Source organism: Cellulomonas sp. NPDC055163, from assembly GCF_053607065.1.
Genome location: NZ_JBSGSU010000006.1, coordinates 306,731 through 328,250 on the forward strand (window position 1 = coordinate 306,731; position 21,520 = coordinate 328,250).

Below are 21,520 nucleotides of genomic sequence, written 5' to 3' on the forward strand. Positions count from 1 at the left end.
CCGGGCCGCTCAGCGCAGCAGGTCGCGGACGTCGTCGCGCCGGACCGCCACGACCGTGAGGTCGTCGAGCTGCTCGCCGGCCTCCGCGACCAGCGTGAGCACGGCCTGCGCGGCGGCGTCGGCCGAGAAGGCCCCGCGCACCGCGGCCTCGACGCGCCCGAGGTCGGCCACGGTCCCGCCGATCGCGTCGAGCACCGCGTCGCTGAACATGAGCAGCAGGTCGCCCGACCCGAGGTGCGCCGTCCCGCTGCGGCGCGGCGCACCCGGGTCGACGCCCAGCGGCAGCCCGAGCGCGGGCAGCCGCTCGCTGCCGCCGTCGGCCCGCACGACGAGGGTGAGCCCGTGCCCGGCGTCGGCGTACGTGACGGCGCCCGTGACGATGTCGACGCGCGCGTGGAAGACGGTGACGAACGCGCCCGCCCCGGCGAGGTCGGCCTCCATCGCCTCCTCCGCGGCGACGAGCGCGGCGGCGACGTCCCGCTCCGGGCCGAACGAGCGCAGCACGGACCGGGACGTCGCCGCGAGGATCGCCGCGCCGGTGCCCTTGCCCATGACGTCCGCGAGCGTCACGACGAGACCGCCGAACGCGGGCTGCCAGTCGTAGAAGTCCCCGCCGACGGAGCCCGCGGGCGAGAACCGCGCCGCGACGGCGTACCCCGGGACGTCCGGGAGGCTCGCGGGCAGCAGGCTCGCCTGCACCTGCGCGGCCCGGGTCAGCTCCTCGCGCTGGGTCGTGACGTCGCGCATCACGGTCACGACGCCGCTGCCCGCGTCCGCCGGCAGCCGCGCCGAGCTGAAGCTGAGGATGCGCCCACGCGGTACGCCCACGTTGCGCACGAGCAGGTCGACGTCGCGCGCGGTGCCGTCCGCGAACGCGCGGCGGTGGGGGAGCTCGTCGTCGGGCAGCGGGGAGCCGTCGGGCCGGAAGAGCCCGTAGTAGGCGCTCGTGGCCACGGTTCCGGTTGGGCTGGTCACGCCCCCCATGAGCTCGCTCGCGCGGCTGTTGCGCAGGACGACGCGCCCGGTCGCGTCGGTGACGGTCACGCCCTCGTCGAGCGTGTCGACGATCGTCGCGAGCAGCTCGGCCTGCGTGTGCGCCTCGTCGCTCGCGCCGCGCAGGTCCCGGACGAGCCGGTCGCGCTCGTCCCTCGACAGCGCGAGGGACAGCCCGATGACGGTCACGAGCCCCACGTACAGGTGGGCGATCAGCACCTGGGTGACCTGGTCGCCGACCGCCGCGAACGGGCCGATGCCGGCGAGCGTGAAGACGATCGCGGTCACGCCCATCGCGGTGTCGTGCGCGACGACGAACCGCGTGCGGAGCCGGCTCCCGGTCCACACGGTGAGCGCGATGAGCGGGAACGCGAGCGGCAGGCTCTCGAGCGCGACGAACCACACCGCGTACATCGCGGGCGGCAGGAACACGGCCGCGACGTGCTCCGCCAGGCGTGCCGGCGCGAGCCTGCGCGCACCGGGTGGCCGGGCGGGCGCCCGTCGACGCTCGCGCACGAACGAGCCGACGGTGAGCCCGAGGGTGCCCACCACGAGGATGCCGACGGCGTTCCGGACGACCCACACCAGCACGAGCGGCCACGACAGGGCCTCGCCCTCGAGCCACAGCACCGCGGGCACGGCGGGTGCGGACGCGACCGAGCAGGCGATCGCGACGAGCAGGAACCACCACAGCTCCTCGACCCGGAGGAAACCCGCCCGGGCGCGGCCCCCCCACAGCCGCGGGCACCAGCGCCGGAGCAGCACGCAGAAGGTGGCGGCCTGGACGGCGGACGCGACGCCCAGCACGACCGCGTCGGGCACCGCGGTGCCGGTCAGGGCCGTCACGAGGAACGACACGAGGGCGAGCGCGGCGACGTCGAGCCACGGCAGCCCGCCCCCGGACCGGGCCAGGAGCCACAGCACCCCGACGCCCGCCGCGGGCCACACGAGGCTGATGTCGCCCCCGTCGATCACCGTGAGGCGACCCAGGAGCGCCGCGCCGCCGTAGACCACCGCGAACCCGGGGAGGGTGCGCAGCGTGCGCGGTGCGGGGACGGTCCGGTCCGCCGCGCCACCACCGACGGGTGCGGCGGCGTCCGGCCCGTGACCGGGCCGCTCGACGGCAGGAGCGTGCGCAGTCGCCACAGCTGACCCCCCGATCGGCCGAATCCTCGTTCCTCGGCAGGCTACGCGGACGTCTCGGCGCGAATCGGGCACGGCGCGGGCGAAGCCGCCCCGCAGCGGGTGATTCTGGCCCGCGCACGGCCCGCGCACGGCGCGCGGACCCGTCGGGTACCGTCCGTCGGATGACCGACGCGACCCCCACCGTCCCGTTCAGCGACCCCGCCCTGCTCGCGGAGCTGCTCGCGCAGGAGGAGCAGCTCGTGCTCCCGCACCTCGACCACGACGACGCCTGGCGCCTCGGCGTGCTCGTCGCCGGGCTCGCCGAGCAGCGCGGACTCAGCGTCGTCGTGCGCGTCGAGCTCGACGGCGAGGAGGGCCCGCACACCGTGTTCCAGCGCGCGTTCGCCGGCTCGACGCCGGCCAACGACTGGTGGCTCGGGCGCAAGGCTGCCGTCGTCCGGCACTACGGGCACTCGTCGTTCGCCGTCGGCACCCGGTTCCGCGTCGAGGGCACGACGTTCGAGGAGTCCGCCGGCCTGGACCCCGAGCGGTACGCCGCGCACGGCGGCTGCGTGCCGCTGCGGGTCGACGGCGCGCTGGCCGGGGTCCTCGGCGTCTCGGGCCTGCCGCAGGCCGAGGACCACGCGCTCGCGGTCGAGGGACTCACGGCGTTCCTCGCCTGAGCGCGCCCGCCCGCGGGGCCCGTCGGCCCGCGTGCGCTCGCTCGCCGGCCCGCGTGCGTCCGCCGACCGGCGCTCGCTCGGCGACCCGGTGCGCTCGCCGCTGCCCGCCCGCGGGCGCCCGCGGTGCGGGTCGGGCGCCGCCGGTAGCGTGCGCGTCATGACCGCCGCACGCGTCCTGCCCGCCGCCCTGCCCGCACCCCGCTTCCCCGACCCGTCGGACGCCCCGCCGCTGCGCTGGGGGATCCTCGCGCCGGGCTGGATCGCCGGGATGTGGGCCGAGACGGTGCTGGCGAGCACGAACCAGCGGATCGTCGCCGCCGGCTCGCGGTCGGCGGAGCGCGCGGCGCGGTTCGCGGCCCAGCACGGGATCGAGCGCTCGTACGGCTCGTACGCGCAGCTCGTCGAGGACCCCGAGGTCGACGTCGTGTACGTCGCGAGCCCGCACAGCGAGCACCGCGAGCAGGCGCTGCTCGCGATCGCGGCCGGCAAGCACGTGCTCGTCGAGAAGGCGTTCACGCGCAACGCCGCCGAGGCCGCCGAGGTCGTGGCCGCGGCCCGGGCGGCCGGGGTCTTCGTCATGGAGGCCATGTGGACGCGCTACCTGCCGCACACGGACGTGGTGCGCCAGCTGCTCGACGACGGCGCGCTCGGCGACGTGCACCACGTGACCGGCGACTTCGGCGTGCTCGCCGACCCGGACCCGACGCACCGGCTGCTCAACCCGGAGCTCGCGGGCGGCGTGCTGCTCGACCTCGGCATCTACCCGCTCGCGTGGGCGCAGCTCGTCGCGGGTCACGCCGGGGGAGCGGGCGCCACGGCCCTCGCCGTCGAGCCCACGAGCATCCAGGCGACCGGCGTGCTCGCGCCGACCGGGGTCGACGCGCAGGCGCTCGTGCAGCTCGGCTGGGCGAGCGGCGTGCAGGCGCAGGTCTTCACGACGATGCTCGGCGCGACCCCGCAGACCGGGACCGTGACGGGCTCGCGCGCGCGCCTCGAGCTCGGCGGGGAGTTCTTCACGCCGACGAGCGTGACGATGGTCGCCGGCGACGAGCGCGTCACCTGGGACGACAACCGCATCACCGGGCACGCCGGGCTGTGCTTCCAGGCGGCGGCGCTCGCGCGCTACGTCGCCGAGGGCCGCACGGAGTCCCCGCTCCAGCCGCTCGACGAGACCGTCGCGGTGCTCCGCACGGCCGACGAGGTCCGCCGCCAGCTGGGCGTGGTCTTCCCCGGGGAGTGACGCCGCGCGCCCCGCGCGCCCCCACGACCGGGGGTGCGGGGGCCGCCACGCCGTGCGGCTCAGACCGTGAAGCGCGTCATCGCCTCGGTGAGCTGGTTCGACAGGCGCGCGAGGTCCTGCGACGCGCTGCGGGTCTGGGCGACCCCCTCGGCGGCGACCGACGCCGCCGACGCCACCCCGGCGACGTTCCGGGCGATCTCGTCGGTCCCGGCGCCCGCGTCGGCGACGTTGCGCCCCATCTCGGTCGTCGTGGCCGTCTGCTCCTCGACCGCCGAGGCGATCGTCGTCTGGACGTCGCTGATCTCGGCGATGACCTCGGCGATCCGCCCGATCGCCTCCGCGGCGCCCGCGGCGTCGGCCTGGATCGCGGCGACGCGGGCCGCGATGTCCTCGGTCGCCTTCGCAGTCTCGCGGGCGAGCTCCTTGACCTCGCCGGCGACGACCGCGAAGCCCTTGCCCGCCTCGCCGGCGCGCGCCGCCTCGATCGTCGCGTTCAGCGCGAGCAGGTTCGTCTGCTCCGCGATGCTCGTGATGACCTTGACGACGTTGCCGATCTGCGCGCTCGAGTCGCCGAGCGACGCGACCGTCTGGGTCGTGGACCCGGCGAGCTCGACGGCGTCGCCGGCGACGCGCGCCGCGGTGCTCGCGTTGCGGGAGATCTCGCCGATCGACGCCTCCATCTCGCGCGCGCCCGCGGTGACCGTGCGGACGTTCCCGCTGACCTGGTCCGCGGCGGCGGCGACGGCCCCGGCCTGCGCCGACGTCTCCTCGGTCGCGACGGCGAGCTGCTCGGAGGTCAGCGACAGCTCCTCGGACGACGCCGCGACCTCGAGCGCGGAGTCGCGCGCCTGGCCGATGACCGCCCGCATGCTGTGCTGCGCGCTCGTGAGCGCCCGCGCCATCGCCCCGACCTCGTCGCGCGAGCGCACGCCCGCGTCGACCGTCAGGTCACCCGCCGCCATCGCCTCGAGCGAGCGCCCGACGGCGTGCAGCGGCCGCGTCACGGTGCGCGCGGCGACGAGCGCCAGGCCGACCGCGGCGGCGATCCCGAGGCCCGCGACGAGCAGGATGAGCCGCAGCCCGCTCGCCGTGGACCGCGTCGCGACCGTGTTGCGCTCCTGCGCGCTGGCCGCCTGCGCCTCGCGCTCGAGCTCGAGCGTGTCGCCCGCGTCGGACAGCGCCGGGCGCATCGCCTCGGTGAAGTACGCCTGGAACCCGGCGAGGTCCCCGCTGTCGGCGATCTCGTACAGGCCCGGCACGACCGCCTGGTACTCGTCGATCGCGACGGCGAACCCCTCGACCGCCGCGTCGTCGATCGCGTGCGGCCGGTAGGCGGTGATCGCGTCGTCGATCGCCACGTGGAGCTCCTCGACCTCGCCCGCGATCTCGGCGCGGCGGTCGGCGTCGGCGAGCGAGTACTCCTGGACGCGTGCGCGGCTCGACGCGAGCGAGCGCTGCATGGACGCGAGCGAGTTCAGCTCGGTGAGGTTCTCCGCGTACAGGTCGTGCGCGTTGCGCTCGAGCCCGCGGATCTGCAGCGTGGCCACGGAGCCGACGACGACCACGACGACCGCCATGACGAGGACGCCGGCGAGGATGCGCACGCGGACGGGCAGGTCGGCGAGGCTCCGCGCGGCGGGCGCAGCGGACGCGGCGGGACCGGGCGGGCCGGGGGCGGCGGGCGTCCGGGTCGGGGTCGTGGTCACGGGGGTCCTCCACGGACGGGTCGGGACGGTCGTCCCACGTATCGGTCACCGGTGCGCCGACATGAGGGTCCGGCCCCGACACCCGGCAGCCCGGCCCCGACACTCCGGCAGCCCGGGCCTCCGACCTGCACACCCGCTCCTCGGGACGTCCACAAACCGGTCGCCGTGACGGGGTGTGGGAGCGCTACCCTCGTCCCTGTCGGACGCCTGACCAGGTGCTCCGTCTCCGGGGGCGAGACGACCGAGGGGGCGACGTGGCTGACGAGTCGCTGCGCGGGTACGCGAAGGGCCGGGCCAAGCGGGAGGGCATCCTCGACGCGGCCACGGTGCTGTTCGGCGAGGTGGGGTACCGGGCAGCGTCGCTGCGCGAGATCGCGGCGCGCGCCGGGCTCTCGCACCCCGGGCTGCTGCACCACTTCCCGACCAAGGAGTCGCTGCTCGCTGCGGTGCTCGACCGGCGCGACCGGCTCGACCGCGCGCAGTTCGAGCTCGACACGAGCCAGGGCGTCGACGCGCTGCGGCACCTCGTCGACGTCGTGGCCCACAACGCGCAGTCGCCCGGGCTCGTCGAGCTGTACTGCGTGCTCTCCGCCGAGGCGACGGCCCCCGACCACCCGGCCCACTCGTTCTTCGTCGACCGGTACGCGCGCGTCGTCGCGCTGTGCGTCGAGGCGTTCCGGGTCGCCGAGGCCGAGGGGGCGCTGCGCCCGGGCACCGACCCCGTGACGGCGGGGCGCTCGCTCGTCGCGCTCATGGACGGCCTGCAGCTCCAGTGGCTGCTCGACCGGGACGCGGTCGACATGGCGGCGACCGTGCGCGAGCACCTCGACGACCGGCTCGCGGTCCGCGTCTGAGCCGGGAGCCCCGGGCGCGCCGTCGGACCGGCTGGTAAGCAGGACCCCGACACCCGCCGCACGGAAGAACGAGGTCGACGATGACTGCGCCCGCCGAGACCCGCGTCGAGGAGCTGCTCGCGCGCCTGACCCTCCCGCAGAAGGTCCGCCTGCTCACCGGCGCCGACTTCTGGTCGCTGCACGCCGAGCCGGCGGTCGGCCTGCGGACCGTGGTCGTCTCGGACGGGCCCTCGGGCGTGCGCGGCGCGGAGTGGGACGAGCGGGACCCGTCGCTCAACCTGCCGAGCGCGACCGCGCTGGCCGCGACGTGGGACACCGACCTCGCCTACCGCTACGGCGTGGCCGCGGCGCACGAGGCGCGCCGCAAGGGCGTCGACGTCGTGCTCGGGCCGACGATCAACCTGCACCGCAGCCCGCTCGGCGGCCGGCACTTCGAGGCGTACTCCGAGGACCCGCTGCTGACCGGGGCGCTCGCCGAGGCGTTCGTGCGCGGCTGCCAGGACAACGGCGTCGGAGCGTGCCCCAAGCACTACGTGGCGAACGACTTCGAGACCGAGCGGTTCTCCGCGTCGGTCGAGGTCGGTGAGCAGGCGCTGCACGAGGTCTACCTCGCGCCGTTCGAGCGTGCGGTGACGGCCGGGCGCGCGTGGTCCGTGATGAGCGCGTACAACGCCGTGGGCGGAACGACGATGACCGAGCACCCCCTGCTGAGCGAGCCGCTCAAGGGCTCGTGGGGCTTCGACGGCGTCGTGATCTCCGACTGGACGGCGGTGCGCTCGCTCGCGTCGGCCGCCGCCGCGCAGGACCTCGTGATGCCCGGGCCCGTGGGGCCGTGGGGCGACGCTCTCGTCGACGCGGTCGAGTCCGGGGACGTCCCGCTCGACGCGGTCGACGACAAGGTCCGGCGGATCCTGCTGCTCGCCGCCCGGGTCGGGGCGCTCGAGGGGGTCGACGCGGCCGACCGGGGCGCCACGACCGGGCCGGGCGGGGCGGCGGACGGCGCGCGCCGCCCGACCGACGACGCGGACATCGCCCTCGCCCGCGAGGTCGAGACGCGCGGCATCGTGCTGGTCCGCAACGACGGGATCCTGCCACTGCTCGGCGGGGCCGCAACGGCGCCGACCAGCGTGGCTGTCGTCGGGCAGAGCGCGCTGCGCCCGCGCACCCAGGGCGGCGGCTCCGCGACCGTCGTCCCCGTCGAGACCGTCTCGCCGCTCGACGGGGTGCGCGCGGCGTTCCCCGGCGCGACCGTGACCCACGCGACCGGCGCGCTCGTGCACGACGGCGTCCTGCCCTTCCCGCTCGACGAGATCCGCGACCCGGCGACCGGCGAGCCCGGGATCCGGGTGCGCTTCCTCGACGCCGAGGGCGGCGTGCTGCTCGAGGAGGTCCGGCGCGCCACCGACCTCATGTGGCTCGGCAACGCACCCGTCGGGCACGACGTCGACGCCGAGACCGACTGGACGCCCACCGGGAGCGGCCCGGTCGAGCTCGGCTGGGCGGTGCTCGGCCGCACGGCGCTCGCGGTCGACGGCGAGACGGTCCTCAACGAGGAGCTCGACGTGGCCCCCGAGGACGTCGGCGCCGCGCTCATGGCCCCGCCGAGCGCCGCCGTGCGCGTCGAGGTCGAGGCCGGGCGCACGTACCGCCTGCGCTGGACGCACCCCATGACCGGAATCCCGTCGATGCCCGACGGCTCCGACCTGCCCGGCGTCCTCGGCTTCACCGCCGGCTGGCGTCCCGTCGTCGACCGGCCCGACGACCTGATCGCCGAGGCCGTCGAGGCGGCCCGCGCCGCGGACGTCGCGGTCGTCGTCGTCGGCACCAACGAGAAGGTCGAGTCCGAGGGCTTCGACCGCACGCACCTGTCCCTGCCCGGGCGTCAGGACGACCTTGTCGCCGCGGTCGCCGCCGCGAACCCGCGGACGGTCGTCGTCGTGAACTCCGGGTCGCCCGTCGTGATGCCGTGGCGCGACGACGTCGCCGCCGTGCTGCTCACGTGGTTCGGCGGGCAGGAGTACGGGCACGCGCTCGCCGACGTGCTGACCGGCGCCGCCGAGCCCGGCGGGCGGCTGCCCACGACGTGGCCCGCGACGCAGGAGGACGTGCCGGTGCTCGACGTGACCCCGCGCGACGGCGTCGTCCGCTACGACGAGGGCGTGCACCTCGGCCACCGCGCGTGGCTGCGCGCGGGTGCGGCGCCGGCGTACCCGTTCGGGTTCGGGCTCGGGTACACGACGTGGTCGTACGACGACGTGTGGGTCCGCACGGACGGCGGCGGGATCCGGTGGGCCACCGTCTCCGTCACGAACACCGGCGACCGCCGCGGGCGCGAGGTCGTCCAGGTGTACCTGAGCCGGCCGGGCAGCGCGGTCGAGCGCCCGGTGCGGTGGCTCGCGGGCTGGGCGTCCGTCGAGGCGGAGGCCGGTGCGACGGTCACCGCCGACGTCGTCGTCCTGCCGCGCGCGTTCGAGCACTGGGACACGGCCGCGCACGGCTGGGCGACCGAGCCCGGCACGTTCACCGTCGAGGTCGCCCGCCACGCCGGCACGACCGACCTCACGACGACCGTCGAGGTCTGACGCGGCGGTCGGGCCGGTGCCTGGTCGCGCCGGGCGGCTCCGGGATGTGCTCGGACCCGCCCTGTGCCACGGTGAGCAGGCACGGTCCGCCCACGACCCGAGGTGAGACATGTCCAGCGCCGCACACGTCCCGCACGTGATCAGCTCCGGCCTCGTGCGGGCCGCCGAGGACGCGCCGGACGTGTCCGACGCCCGGCTCGTCGTGGCCGCCGTCGTCGGCATCGTCGTCCTCGTCACGCTCATCGTCTGGCTCAAGCTGCACCCGTTCCTGGCGCTGACCGTCGGGTCCGCGGTGCTCGCCGTCGTCGCGGGCGTGCCCTTCCTCGACGCGTTCACGAGCTTCACCGTGGGGCTCGGCACGACCGTGGCGGGCGTCGGCGTGCTCATCGCGCTCGGCGCGATCATCGGCAAGCTCCTCATCGACTCCGGCGGTGCGGACGTCATCGTCGACGGCGTGCTCGGCAGGACCCCCGAGCGACGGCTCCCGTGGGCGCTCGCCGGCATCGCGTTCGTCATCGGGATCCCGCTGTTCTTCGAGGTCGGCGTGGTGCTGCTCATCCCCGTCGTGATGATCGCCGCGCGCAAGACCCGCCAGCCGCTCATCCTGCTCGGGATCCCGGCGCTCGCCGGACTCTCGGCGCTGCACGGGCTCGTCCCGCCTCACCCCGGGCCGCTCGCCGCGATCGCCGCGCTCGACGCGAACCTGGGCATCACGCTCGGGCTCGGCCTCCTCGTGGCGATCCCCACGGTCGCGATCGCCGGTCCGGTGCTCGCCCGGCCGATGGCCCGGTGGGTGCCGATCGAGGCGCCCGCGACGTTCCTCGGCGAGGAGACCGACGACGACGGCGGTGACGCGCCCCGGCGCCCGACCGCTCCGGTCGCCCTGACGATCGTGCTGCTCCCGGTCGTCCTCATGCTCGCGCGCACGCTCGTCGAGTCGGTGCCCGGGCTCGCGGACAGCCCGCTGCACGACGTCGCGCTGTTCGTCGGCACCCCGCTCGTCGCGCTGCTCATCACGACGCTCACCTCGCTCGTGCTGCTCGGCACGTCGCTCGGGCGCAACCGGGACGAGGTCAGCTCGCTCGTCGGTGCCTCGCTCGGGCCCATCGCGGGCATCCTGCTCATCGTCGGCGCGGGCGGGGGGTTCAAGCAGACGCTCGTCGACTCCGGCGTGGGGGACGTGATCGCGGGCGCCCTCGGCGACGCGCCGATCTCGCCGCTCTTCGCCGGCTGGCTCGTCGCGGTCCTGATCCGACTCGCGACCGGCTCGGCGACCGTCGCGACGATCACCGCCGCGGGCATCATGGCCCCGATCGCCGCGGACCTGCCGGTCACCGAGGTCGCGCTGCTGGTGCTCGCGATCGGCGCGGGCTCGGTGTTCCTCAGCCACGTCAACGACGCCGGCTTCTGGCTCATCAAGGAGTACTTCGGGATGACGGTCGGCCAGACGTTCCGGACCTGGTCGCTGATGGAGTGCGTGCTCTCGGTCGTCGCGCTGATCGTCATCCTGCTGCTGGGCCTGGTCGTCTGACGCGCGGCTCCGCGCCGCCGCGCGACTACGGCAGCGTGACGGTCCCGTCGAGGAAGGAGCCGGTGATCCCGCCGCCCTCGACGGTCGCGAGGCACACCCCCGAGCGGTCGCCCCGCCCCCAGGACTGCTCGGTCGGCGCCCACGTGACCGGGCGAACCCCCTGCTCGACCTCCGCGTCGCTCAGCGCGCACGCCGACGCGACGCGCGCGTCGGCCGACTCCTGCCCGGGCCAGACCGCGTCCTGCGAGAACGCGTACTGCGTGACGACCTCGGCGGCGTGCGGGTCGGCGCACGGCACGGCCGTGACGGTGTCGACGGGACCGTCGGGCGGCAGCTCCGCGAGGCACACGCCGGTCACGAGCTGGCGCGCGTGCACCTCGCGCCGTGCGTCGACGTCGCCCGCGAGCGGGCGCTCGGCCCGCGACGTCAGGACCGAGCCCATCACGACCCCGGTCCACGCGAGCGTGCCCAGTACCCCGAGGGCGATCCCGGCGAGCGCCAGCCGACCACCGCGCCGGCCGCGGGAGCGCACGCGGGCCCGGGCGACGAGGCCCAGCACGAGCGCGACCGGCCCGCCGCCCAGCACGCCCACCACGACGGACGCCCAGGCGGTGGGCTCGACCGGGACCGCGGGAGCCTCCCAGCCCGGCGCGTAGTACGGCTCGGCGGACGACGCGAACGGGTCGCCGGGCCGGGCGGGGCCGGGTCCGGACGGCTGCGGGCCGGGCGCTGCGCTCATGGGCACGAACCTAACCGAGCGGCGCGGACCGGCGGACGGCGGCGTGGCGGCTCAGGGCGCGACGGGCTCGCCGTCGACCACGAGCCCGCCCGCGACGAGCGAGCCCGTGAGCTCGCTGTCCCAGCCGTCGAGCACGCAGTAGCCGGACGTGCGGCCGGCCGCGTACTCGTCGGGGTGCGGGTAGAACACGTCGACGCCCACGTCGTAGCCCACGATGCGCGGCGCGAGCTCCGACGCCGCGACCTGGCAGTCCGACCAGGCCTCGTCGTACGCCGGGTCCTCGCTGTCGAACTCGTAGGTGACGGGGCCGCTCATCTCGACGACGGCGACGACCTCGCCGCCGTGCGGCTGCGCGCAGTCGACCGTCCGGGCGTCGACGAGGTCGTAGTCGTAGGGGACCCGCACGAGGCAGTCGCCCGGCGCGAGCGCGGTGGTGAGCTCGTAGGGGGGCAGCGTGTCGTCGTACATGCCCTCCTCGAACCCCTGCTCGAAGCTCTCCGCGAGGCTGCCGGTGCCGTCGGGGTCGGTCGTGAAGCCGTAGACCATGAGCGCGATCAGTGCGACGAGCCACAGCGTCATGACGGCGCCGACCCAGATCCCCGCGACCGCCAGGCCACGCCCCCGGTGGCCCGTGCGCCGGATGCGCCGCAGCGCCGCGATGCCGAGCCCGATGCCGACCGGCCCGGTGACGCCACCGAGGAACACGCCCGCGCCGCTCGTCGAGATCGCGGCGACCGCGAGGCCGTCGAGCGGCGGCTCGGGCGGTCCCCACGTGCCGGGCGGCGGGTAGCCGTAACCGGGCTGGGCGTACCCGGGCTGCGCGTACCCGGGCTGCGCGTACCCGGGCTGCGCGTACGCGGGCTGCTGACCCGGCTGGGCGTACCCGGGCTGGGCGTACCCGGGCTGCGCGTACGCGGGCTGCGCCTGGCCGTACGGGGTCGCCGGCGCTGCGCCGTACCCGGGTGCGGGCGTCGCGCCGTACCCGGTGGCGGGCGTCCCGGGCTTGCTCAGCGAGACCGCCTCGTAGCCGCTCGGCGGGGGAGCGGCGGGGTAGCCCGAGCCGGCGACAGGGCCGGTGGCCGGCGTGTGCCGGTCGGCGCCCGGGGCGGCGAACGGGTTGTGCGGTTCGGGGTCCGACGGGGGCCACCCGGGCGTCGTGCTCATGGCGTCGAACCTAGTGCGTGGGAGGGTGCTGCCGAGCCCGTGAGCCGGGTGATGCTCGTCCCCGTCAGGGTGGACCGGAGAGGGGCGGACTCGCGACCTGAGCGGGTCAGTCCGCCAGGTCGACGATCACGGGCACGTGGTCCGAGGCGCCCTTGCCCTTGCGCTCCTCGCGGTCGATCGTCACGCCGGTCACGCGCGCCGCGAGGGCGGGAGAGGCGTACGCCAGGTCGATCCGCATGCCCTCGTTGCGCGGGAACCGGAGCTGCTTGTAGTCCCAGTACGTGTACGCGCCGTCCGGGGTGTGCGGCCGCGAGACCTCGGTGTAGCCGGCCGCGCCGATCGCCGCGAACGCCGCGCGCTCGGCGGGGGTCACGTGCGTCGCCCCGGCGAAGGCCGTCACGTCCCAGACGTCGGAGTCGAGCGGGGCGATGTTCCAGTCCCCGACGAGCGCGACCTGCGCCGTGGGGTCGCCCCCCGCCGCCGGGTCGAGCCATGCGCCGGCCGCCACGCGCAGGCGCTCGAGCCACTCGAGCTTGTAGGCGTAGTGCGGGTCGCCGACCGCCCGGCCGTTCGGGACGTACAGGCTCCACACGCGCACGCCGCCGCACGTGGCGCCGAGCGCCCGGGCCTCCGTGACCGGCTCCTCGCCGAAGGCGGGCTGACCCACGAACGCGCGCTCGACGTCCTGCGTGCCCACGCGGGAGAGGATCGCCACCCCGTTCCACTGGCTGTACCCGCTCGTCGTCACCTCGTAGCCCGACGCCTCGAACATCGCGTACGGGAACTGCTCGTCCCTGCACTTGGTCTCCTGGAGCGCCAGGACGTCCGTGCCGCTCCGCTCCAGGAACGCGAGCACGCGCTCGGCGCGGGCTCGGATCGAGTTGACGTTCCATGTGGCGAGGCGCATGCGGGCCAGGCTAACGACCGGCCGGCGACCTGCCCGCGACCTTCCCGCGACCGGCGAGCGACCGGCCCGTGCCCGACAAGCGAGCGGGCCGTGCCCGACGAGCGACCGGCCGGCGACCCACCCGGACGCCTCCCGACGGGCTCCCGCATCGTCTGACAAGGGCGTCCGGCGGTCCGTAAGGTGTCGGCCATGGGTACCGCGATGATCACGGGTGCGAGCGCCGGCCTCGGGCTGGAGTTCGCCTGGCAGCTGGCGACCGCGAAGCACGACGTCGTCCTGGTGGCGCGCGGCACCGAGCGCCTCGAGCGGCTCGCGGCACAGCTGCACGCCGCCGCGGGGGTGCACGCCGAGGTGCTCACGGCCGACCTCGCGGACCGTGCCGACGTCGAGCGGGTCGCCGAGCGGCTGCGCTCCGACGAGCGTCCCGTCGGCCTTCTGGTGAACAACGCCGGCCTCGGGCTGCGCAAGCGGTTCCTCGACGGCGAGCTCGAGGACGAGGAGCGCTCGCTCGAGCTCATGGTCCGGACCGTCATGGTCCTCTCGCACGCCGCAGCGGAGTCGATGACGCGGCGCGGGCGGGGCGCGATCCTCAACGTGTCGTCGCTCGCGGCGCTGCTCGCGTCGGGCACGTACTCCGCGCACAAGGCGTGGGTCCGCACGTTCACGGAGAGCCTCGCGGTAGAGCTGCGCGAGACGGGCGTGACGGCGACGGTGCTGCAGCCGGGGTTCGTGCACACCGAGTTCCACGAGCGCGCGGGCATCGACATGACGGCGCTCCCCGAGATGGCGTGGCTCAACGCCGACGCGGTGGTCGCGGCCGCGCTCGCGGACGTGCGCCGCGGGGTCGTCATCTCGACCCCGAGCCTGCGGTACCAGGCCGCCGCGGGTGTCGCCCGGCTCCTGCCGCGCTCCGCGGTGCGCGCGCTCGGCAGCTACCGGGCCCGGCTCGCGGCGGCGGCGTCCGACGCCTCCGAGTCGGACCACGGGTTCACCGACTGAGGACCCCGGCCGCACGGGCACCTCGGCGCCGGTGCGGCCGTGCTCGGTAGCCTGGCGGCTGTGACCTCCCCGACCGGCCCCGAGGGCCTGACCCTGTCCCCGACGCCGCGCGAGCAGCTGCGCGACCTCATCTCCGAGATCGCGGTCGTGCGCGGCCGCGTGACGCTCTCGTCGGGCCGCGAGGCCGACTACTACGTGGACCTGCGCCGGATCACGCTGCACCACCGCGCGTCCCCGCTCGTCGGGCACCTGCTGCTCGATCGCCTCGAGGAGGTCGGCCTCGGGACCGCCGAGGTCGACGCCGTGGGCGGGCTCACGCTCGGCGCGGACCCGGTGGCGACCGCGCTGCTGCACGCGGCGGCGTCGCGCGGGCTCGACCTCGACGCGTTCGTGGTCCGCAAGGAGGGCAAGGCGCACGGGCTGCAGCGGCGCATCGAGGGCCCGGACGTCGCGGGCCGCCGCGTCGTCGTCGTCGAGGACACGTCGACGACCGGGGGCTCGGCGATCACGGCCGTCGAGGCCGCGCGCGAGGCCGGTGCCGAGGTCCTGGGCGTCGCCGTCATCGTCGACCGCGGCACGGGCGCGCAGCAGGCGATCGAGGCGCTCGGCGTCCCGTACCACTACCTCTTCGACCTGACGGACCTGGGCCTGGCCTGAGCCGCCTGCCCGACGGGCTCCGGTCGGCCGGGAGGGCGTCCGGCCGACCACGCCTGCGCCGTCCAAGGCCGTCCGCGCCGGCCGACGCCGCCCACGCGCGCACGTCGGCCGCCCCCTACGCGGCCCGGCCGCGCATGCCGCCGGGCCGTAACCCCCACCCGCCCCACCCGTGCACGCCGCCGCCGGGCCGGAGCTCCCACCCGCGCCACCCCGCGCACGCGGCCGGCGCCGCACCCCCGAGGTCCGCAGGGGTCCGGCGCCGGTCACGCGTGCGGGGTCAGCCCTGGCCGGGGAAGACCGCCCAGACGTGCTTGGTCGCCTCCGCGGTGTACCACCCGACGTCGACGGACAGCCGCCGGGCGATCTGCAGCCCGAAGCCCCCGTTGCCGGGGATGCGCGCGCCGGCGACGTAGGGCGTCGTGTTGAGGTCGTGGTCCGCGACGTCGAGCAGGTAGCGCGAGCCGTCCCGCATGAGCCGGACGATGGTGGGCGGCTTGCCGTGCTCGAGCGCGTTGGTCGCGAGCTCCGAGGCGACGAGCACCATGTGGTGCGCGACGGGGCCGAGCTCCGCCTGCGGCACGGCGCCGTCCGCCGTGACCTCGCGGAGGATCTCCGCGCGCAGCTCCCCGAGCTGGCGCGCCGAGTCCAGCGTCCACGTCCGCACGAGCGAGAAGCTCGCGGGCGGGTCGGAGCTGCGCAGCCCGTCGTCGGACTCGGCGTCCTGCTCCGGTCCTGGGGCGGTCGTCCTGGGGTCGGCCACGGTGCTCCTCGAGTAGGTGCGCGCAGCTTGCCCTACGCACTCCGCGACCGTAGGCCCACGGCGGGATCGAGGCGAGCGGACGACGCGTCCGCGGGCGCACTTCGCCCGGTGTCAGACCCGCGCGACGAGGTCCGCGATGGAGTCGAGCACGTGGCTCGGCCGGAACGGGAACCTGGCGATGTCCTCGCGGCGCGTCGAGCCGGTGAGGACGAGGAAGGTCTGGAGGCCCGCCTCGATGCCCGCGACGACGTCCGTGTCCATGCGGTCGCCGATCATCGCGGTGGTCTCCGAGTGCGCGTCGATGCGGTTGAGCGCCGACCGGAACATCATCGGGTTCGGCTTGCCGACGAAGTACGGCTTGCGCCCGGTCGCGGCGGTGATCATCGCGGCGACCGCGCCCGTCGCCGGGAGGTCGCCCTCGGCGCTGGGCCCGGTCACGTCGGGGTTCGTCGCGATGAAGCGTGCGCCGCCCTTGATGAGCCGGATCGCGCGGGTGATGGCGTCGAACGAGTACGTGCGGGTCTCGCCGAGCACGACGTAGTCCGGGTCGGTGTCCGTGAGCGTGTAGCCGACGTCGCGCAGCGCGCCCGTCATGCCGTCCTCGCCGATCACGTAGGCGCTGCCGTCGGGGAGCTGGTCGAGGAGGAACTGCGCGGTCGCGAGCGCCGACGTCCAGATCGCCTCCGTGGGCACCACGATCCCCGCGGCGGCGAGCCGGGCCTGCAGGTCGCCGGGCGTGAACATCGAGTTGTTGGTGAGGATCAGGAAGGGGCGTCCGGCGTCGCGCAGGGCGCCCACGAAGTCGGCGGCGCCGGGCAGCGCGTCGCCCTCGTGGACCAGCACGCCGTCCATGTCGGTGAGCCAGCTCTGGATCGTGCGGGTCATCGCGGTCCCCCTCGGGTCGTGCGGGTCGGCGCGCGGTGCCGGTGCGGGCCCGCGCCGCGGGTCACTCTCCGGCGATGTCCTCGCGGGTCACGCGGGCGCGCTCCTCGGGCTCGTCGTACCGCTCGTCGCGCTTCTTGCTGCGGGCGCGCAGGAGCTCGACGACGATCGGGACGACGGAGATGCCGACGATCGCGACGAGGATGAGCTCGATGTTGTCCTTGACGAACGTGACGTTGCCGAGGAAGTAGCCGAGCACCGTGACCCCGACGCCCCACAGCAGCGCGCCGACGACGTTGTACGACACGAAGTGGCGGTACTTCATGTTGCCGACGCCGGCCGCGACGGGCGCGTAGGTGCGGACGAACGGCACGAAGCGCGCGACGATGATCGTGCGGCCGCCGTACTTGTCGAAGTAGGCGTACGTCTGGTCGATGTAGGACTGCTTGAAGAACCGCGAGTCCGGCTTGCTGAAGATCTTGGGGCCGGCCTTGCGGCCGATGAAGAACGCGACCTGGTCGCCGATGAACGCCGCCGCGAACAGCGCGAGGCACAGCGCCCACAGCGGCACGGAGATCTCCTCCTGCGCCACGAGCATGCCCGCGGTGAACAGCAGCGAGTCGCCGGGCAGGAACGGGAACAGCAGCCCCGTCTCGATGAACACCACCACGACGACGCCGATGAGCGCGTAGGCGCCGAAGGACCGGATCAGGTGGTCGGCGTCGAGGAAGTCCGGGCCGAGGGCCGGCACGGCACCGCCGGCGGACACGGCGGCGGACACGGTCGCGTCGAGGGCAGCAAGGAGCACGTGCTCCAGGGTACGGGGCCGACGTGGAGCGCGGTGGCGGGTCCGGTGACGAGGACGTGCGGAGTCCGCGACGATGTGGGGATTGCGCTTTCCCACAGCGCGTGGAACGGTGAGCGGCAGCGCCGGTGGCGACGTGCGGACCCCTCGCCGCACGCGTCGCCGCGCGCTCCTGACCGAGACAAGGGAGTCTCCGCATGCCCCTCGACGCACCCGCCCGACCCGCACCCGCCGCACCCCGGCCACGCAGCCGGGTCGCCCGCCTCGCCGCCGTCGCCGCCGCCGGGACCGTCGCCCTGACGGCCGTGGCCGTCGCCCCGGCCCACGCCGCCGACGCGGGCACCGACCACCGCCCGCCCCACCGGGACGGCCGCGACCTCGGCCGCGAGGTGCTCGGCGCCCGCGACGGCTGGGCCGCGGCGAACGGCGGCACGACCGGCGGCTCCACGGCGGACGCCGCGCACATGTTCACCGTCCGCACCTGGGCGGAGCTGCGCGCGGCGCTCGGCGGCACGGGCGCCCGCACCGACACGACGCCCCGGATCGTCTACGTCGAGGGCGAGATCGACGCCTTCGACGCGGGCGAGGGCCGGCGCCTGACGTGCGAGGACCTCGCGAGCCAGGTGCCCGTCGGCGGCGACCCGTCGGTCACCTTCTCGATGGACGACTACGTCGCCGCCTACGACCCCGCCGTGTGGGGCACCGCCGACCCGGCCGGCCCGCTCGAGGACGCCCGCGTCGCCGCGGCGGCGCTCCAGGCGAAGCAGACGCAGCAGCACGTCGGCTCGAACGTCACGATCGTCGGGCTCGGCGACGCGCGGATCGTCGGCGCGAACATCCGCATCCGGGACGCGCGCAACGTCATCCTGCGCAACCTCACGTTCTCCGACGCGTACGACTGCTTCCCGCAGTGGGACCCGACGGACGGCGAGACCGGCAACTGGAACTCGGCCTACGACAACGTCTCCGTGTGGACGTCGACCAACGTGTGGGTCGCGAACAGCACCTTCGACGACGGCGACCACCCCCACGAGTCGCTCCCCGAGGTGTTCGGCCGGCCGTTCGAGGTGCACGACGGGCTGCTCGACATCACGCACTCGTCGAGCTACGTCACGGTCTCCTACAACCGGTTCCTCAACCACGACAAGACGATGCTGATCGGCTCGTCGAACAGCCGGCCCGCGGACGTCGGCACGCTCAAGGTCACGATCCACCACAACCTGTGGGAGGGCGTCGGCCAGCGCGCCCCGCGCGTGCGCTACGGGCAGGTGCACGTCTACAACAACCTCTACGTGCAGGCCGAGGACGACGACGACCTGCTCCAGTACTACTGGGGCCCCGGCACCGAGTCCTCGCTCTACGTCGAGAACAACGCGTTCAAGCTGCGGAAGGGCACCCCGGCGTCGGCGATCCTGACGAACTGGGGTGCGACGCGCTTCACCGAGAAGGGCACCTGGGTCAACGGCCGGCCGGTCAGCGCGCTCGACGCGTTCGTCGCCGCCGGCGGCACGCCGTTCGGCGCGGAGGCCGGGTGGACGCCCACGTACGTCGAGCGCGTCGACCCGACGAACCGGGTCGCGAGCATCGTCCGCAAGGAGGCCGGCGCGGACCGGTACTTCGAGAAGCGCTCCTGACCGCAGCACCACCGGGCACCGCGCCCGGCGCCTCCCCCCGGGGACGGCGCCGGGCGCGCGTGCGTCCACCCGCCCGGCGACACGCGCCGGTGGCCGGGCTCGTCGCGGAGGATGGTGCCGTGACGACCGGCCGCCCGCAGCACCCGACCTCCACGCCCGCGCGCGACCGGGCGCCCGGCGCGGTGCCGGACGCGGTGCCGGACGCGGTGCCGGACAGTGCGCCGGACGCCGTGCCGGACTGCGTGCCGGACGGCGTGCCCGACGGCGTGCCGGGCGCTGTGCAGGACACCGCGCCGGAACCGGAGCCGCAGGACGGCGTCGGCGTCGGCCCGTGGCCCGGCGGCCCGGCGGCCTGGCCCGAGCTCGCCGGACCCGACGGCCGCCCGCGCTACGACCCCGAGCTGCTCGCGCACGGCGACCGGCGCAACGTCGTCGACCGCTACCGGTACTGGGCCCTCGACGCGGTCGTCGCGGACCTCGACACCCGCCGGCACCCGTTCCACGTGGCCGTCGAGAACTGGGCCCACGACCTCAACATCGGCTCGGTCGTGCGCACCGCCAACGCGTTCGCGGCGGCCGAGGTGCACATCGTCGGCCGCCGCCGCTGGAACCGCCGCGGCGCGATGGTGACCGACCGCTACCAGCACGTGCGCCACCACCCGACGGTCGACGACCTCCTGGCGTGGGCGGCGACCGCGGGACCGGACGGCGGCGCGCTCCCCGTCCTCGGCGTCGACAACCTCCCCGGCTCCGTCCCGCTCGAGGGGTACCCGCTGCCGCGCGCGTGCGTGCTCGTCTTCGGGCAGGAGTCCGTCGGGCTCTCGGACGCCGCGCGGGCGGGCGTGCGCGACGTGCTGCACATCGCCCAGTTCGGCTCGACGCGGTCCATCAACGCGGGCGCCGCCGCCGCGATCGCGATGCACGCGTGGGTCGCGCAGCACGCCGGCCCGCCCCCGGACGCCGCGTCCGCTGGGTAGGACGTCCCGGCGCTGCCGGGAGGAGGACGTGCCAGACTCGGGGGGAAGCACACCCCTCTACCCGCAGGAGATGCCCGCGATGCCCATCGCTACCCCCGAGGTGTACAACGAGCTGATCGACCGGGCGAAGGCCGGCAAGTTCGCGTACCCGGCCGTCAACGTCACGTCCTCCTCGACGCTCACCGCGGCCCTCCAGGGCTTCGCGGACGCCGAGAGCGACGGGATCATCCAGGTGTCCGTCGGTGGCGCCGAGTACGCGTCCGGCTCGACGATCAAGGACCGCATCGCCGGTTCGCTGGCCCTCGCCGCGTACGCGCACGAGGTCGCCAAGAACTACCCCGTGACGGTCGCGCTGCACACCGACCACTGCGCCAAGCAGAACCTCGACTCGTGGGTCCGCCCGCTCCTGGCCCTCGAGGCCGAGCAGGTCAAGGCCGGCAAGCTCCCCACGTTCCAGTCGCACATGTGGGACGGCTCGTCCGTGCCGCTCGACGAGAACCTGGTGATCGCCGAGGAGCTCCTCGAGCTCTCCCAGGCGGCCCGCACGATCCTCGAGATCGAGGTCGGCGTCGTCGGTGGCGAGGAGGACGGCCACACGGCCGAGATCAACGACAAGCTGTACACGACCGTCGAGGACGGCCTGGCCACGGTCCGGGCGCTCGGCTCGGGCGAGAAGGGCCGCTACCTGACGGCCCTCACGTTCGGCAACGTGCACGGCGTCTACAAGCCCGGCGCCGTCAAGCTGCGCCCGTCGATCCTCGCGGAGATCCAGAAGGCCGTCGGCGACGCCATCGGCAAGGAGAACCCGTTCGACCTCGTCTTCCACGGCGGCTCCGGCTCGACCGAGGCCGAGATCGCGGAGGCCGTCGACAACGGCGTCATCAAGATGAACATCGACACCGACACCCAGTACGCGTACACGCGTCCGGTGGCGGCGCACATGCTCGCGAACTACGACGGCGTCCTGAAGATCGACGGCGAGGTCGGCAACAAGAAGATGTACGACCCGCGCGTGTGGGGCAAGGCCGCCGAGGCCGGTCTCGCGGCGCGCCTCGTCGAGGCGGCGCAGCAGCTCCGCTCGGCGGGCCACAAGCTCTGAGCCTCGCGCCCAGCAGCCTGAGCACGACCTGACGGACCGAGGGCCCGGGGGGGGGGGGGGACCCCCCCGGGCCCCGGGCCCTCCCCCCCTCTCCTCCCCCCGCACCCCCCCCCCCCCCCCCCCCCAACCCCCCCCCCCCCCCCCCCCCCCCCCCCCCCCCCCCCCCCCCCCCCCCCCCCCCAC

18 protein-coding genes are annotated in these 21,520 nt (G+C 75.3%); 10 read left to right on the plus strand and 8 right to left on the minus strand.

The window, feature by feature from the left end:
* Window positions 1-9: 9 nt before the first annotated feature.
* Window positions 10-2,139: a SpoIIE family protein phosphatase gene (locus ACWFNE_RS13965; RefSeq protein ID WP_452123030.1), complete on the minus strand. Its 2,130-nt coding sequence runs from the start codon at window positions 2,137-2,139 to the stop codon at window positions 10-12.
* A gap of 161 nt (window positions 2,140-2,300) precedes the next feature.
* On the opposite strand from ACWFNE_RS13965, the gene ACWFNE_RS13970 reads away from it, so the two are divergent.
* Window positions 2,301-2,801 (plus strand): heme-degrading domain-containing protein, encoded by a 501-nt coding sequence (locus ACWFNE_RS13970; protein ID WP_452123031.1) that lies wholly within the window; start codon window positions 2,301-2,303, stop codon window positions 2,799-2,801.
* A gap of 157 nt (window positions 2,802-2,958) precedes the next feature.
* Window positions 2,959-4,041 (plus strand): Gfo/Idh/MocA family protein, encoded by a 1,083-nt coding sequence (locus tag ACWFNE_RS13975; protein ID WP_452123032.1) that lies wholly within the window; start codon window positions 2,959-2,961, stop codon window positions 4,039-4,041.
* 59 nt (window positions 4,042-4,100) lie between these two features.
* Here the strand turns inward: ACWFNE_RS13975 and ACWFNE_RS13980 are convergent, their stop codons facing one another.
* Window positions 4,101-5,747: a methyl-accepting chemotaxis protein gene (locus ACWFNE_RS13980; protein WP_452123033.1), complete on the minus strand. Its 1,647-nt coding sequence runs from the start codon at window positions 5,745-5,747 to the stop codon at window positions 4,101-4,103.
* A gap of 254 nt (window positions 5,748-6,001) precedes the next feature.
* Here ACWFNE_RS13980 and ACWFNE_RS13985 point away from each other — a divergent pair, with 254 nt between their 5' ends.
* The 3 genes from ACWFNE_RS13985 (at window position 6,002) to ACWFNE_RS13995 (ending at window position 10,714) form a co-directional block, all read left to right on the plus strand.
* A complete protein-coding gene (locus ACWFNE_RS13985) occupies window positions 6,002-6,601 on the plus strand; it encodes a TetR/AcrR family transcriptional regulator (protein ID WP_452123034.1) in 600 nt (199 codons plus the stop codon).
* Between the two features lie 80 nt (window positions 6,602-6,681).
* The gene (locus tag ACWFNE_RS13990; RefSeq protein ID WP_452123035.1) at window positions 6,682-9,183 is read left to right on the plus strand and encodes a beta-glucosidase; all 2,502 of its coding nucleotides are present in this window, start codon (window positions 6,682-6,684) and stop codon (window positions 9,181-9,183) included.
* Window positions 9,184-9,292: 109 nt separating this feature from the next.
* Window positions 9,293-10,714 carry a GntP family permease gene (locus ACWFNE_RS13995; RefSeq protein WP_452123036.1) on the plus strand — a complete coding sequence of 474 codons (1,422 nt, stop codon included), beginning with the start codon at window positions 9,293-9,295 and terminating at the stop codon, window positions 10,712-10,714.
* Between the two features lie 25 nt (window positions 10,715-10,739).
* Here the strand turns inward: ACWFNE_RS13995 and ACWFNE_RS14000 are convergent, their stop codons facing one another.
* The 3 genes from ACWFNE_RS14000 to ACWFNE_RS14010 form a co-directional block, all read right to left on the minus strand.
* Window positions 10,740-11,453, minus strand: a complete 714-nt coding sequence (locus ACWFNE_RS14000; RefSeq protein WP_452123037.1) for a DUF4190 domain-containing protein — start codon at window positions 11,451-11,453, stop codon at window positions 10,740-10,742.
* 51 nt (window positions 11,454-11,504) lie between these two features.
* Window positions 11,505-12,617 carry a DUF4190 domain-containing protein gene (locus tag ACWFNE_RS14005; RefSeq protein WP_452123038.1) on the minus strand — a complete coding sequence of 371 codons (1,113 nt, stop codon included), beginning with the start codon at window positions 12,615-12,617 and terminating at the stop codon, window positions 11,505-11,507.
* Between the two features lie 106 nt (window positions 12,618-12,723).
* Window positions 12,724-13,524 carry an exodeoxyribonuclease III gene (locus ACWFNE_RS14010; protein WP_452123039.1) on the minus strand — a complete coding sequence of 267 codons (801 nt, stop codon included), beginning with the start codon at window positions 13,522-13,524 and terminating at the stop codon, window positions 12,724-12,726.
* 189 nt (window positions 13,525-13,713) lie between these two features.
* On the opposite strand from ACWFNE_RS14010, the gene ACWFNE_RS14015 reads away from it, so the two are divergent.
* Both ACWFNE_RS14015 and pyrE read left to right on the plus strand, forming a co-directional pair.
* On the plus strand, window positions 13,714-14,523 hold the full coding sequence (locus ACWFNE_RS14015; RefSeq protein ID WP_452123040.1) for an SDR family NAD(P)-dependent oxidoreductase: 810 nt from the start codon (window positions 13,714-13,716) through the stop codon (window positions 14,521-14,523).
* 60 nt (window positions 14,524-14,583) lie between these two features.
* The gene (pyrE, locus tag ACWFNE_RS14020; RefSeq protein ID WP_412868408.1) at window positions 14,584-15,180 is read left to right on the plus strand and encodes an orotate phosphoribosyltransferase; all 597 of its coding nucleotides are present in this window, start codon (window positions 14,584-14,586) and stop codon (window positions 15,178-15,180) included.
* Between the two features lie 277 nt (window positions 15,181-15,457).
* On the opposite strand, the gene ACWFNE_RS14025 is transcribed toward pyrE, so the two are convergent.
* The 3 genes from ACWFNE_RS14025 to ACWFNE_RS14035 all read right to left on the minus strand — a co-directional run bounded on the left by ACWFNE_RS14025 (window position 15,458) and on the right by ACWFNE_RS14035 (window position 17,630).
* The gene (locus ACWFNE_RS14025; protein ID WP_452123041.1) at window positions 15,458-15,940 is read right to left on the minus strand and encodes an ATP-binding protein; all 483 of its coding nucleotides are present in this window, start codon (window positions 15,938-15,940) and stop codon (window positions 15,458-15,460) included.
* Between the two features lie 111 nt (window positions 15,941-16,051).
* Window positions 16,052-16,825, minus strand: coding sequence for an HAD-IIA family hydrolase (locus tag ACWFNE_RS14030; protein ID WP_452123042.1), 774 nt, complete (start codon window positions 16,823-16,825; stop codon window positions 16,052-16,054).
* Between the two features lie 61 nt (window positions 16,826-16,886).
* A complete protein-coding gene (locus ACWFNE_RS14035; protein WP_452123043.1) occupies window positions 16,887-17,630 on the minus strand; it encodes a VTT domain-containing protein in 744 nt (247 codons plus the stop codon).
* Window positions 17,631-17,824: 194 nt separating this feature from the next.
* Between ACWFNE_RS14035 and ACWFNE_RS14040 the strand changes: the two genes are divergently transcribed.
* The 3 genes from ACWFNE_RS14040 (at window position 17,825) to fbaA (ending at window position 21,337) form a co-directional block, all read left to right on the plus strand.
* On the plus strand, window positions 17,825-19,261 hold the full coding sequence (locus ACWFNE_RS14040; RefSeq protein ID WP_452123044.1) for a pectate lyase family protein: 1,437 nt from the start codon (window positions 17,825-17,827) through the stop codon (window positions 19,259-19,261).
* A gap of 266 nt (window positions 19,262-19,527) precedes the next feature.
* Window positions 19,528-20,238, plus strand: a complete 711-nt coding sequence (locus ACWFNE_RS14045; RefSeq protein WP_452123125.1) for a TrmH family RNA methyltransferase — start codon at window positions 19,528-19,530, stop codon at window positions 20,236-20,238.
* A 79-nt stretch (window positions 20,239-20,317) separates the two neighbouring features.
* Complete coding sequence (gene fbaA / locus ACWFNE_RS14050; RefSeq protein ID WP_452123045.1) at window positions 20,318-21,337, plus strand: class II fructose-bisphosphate aldolase; 1,020 nt, start codon at window positions 20,318-20,320, stop codon at window positions 21,335-21,337.
* The last annotated feature ends 183 nt before the right edge of the window (window positions 21,338-21,520 follow it).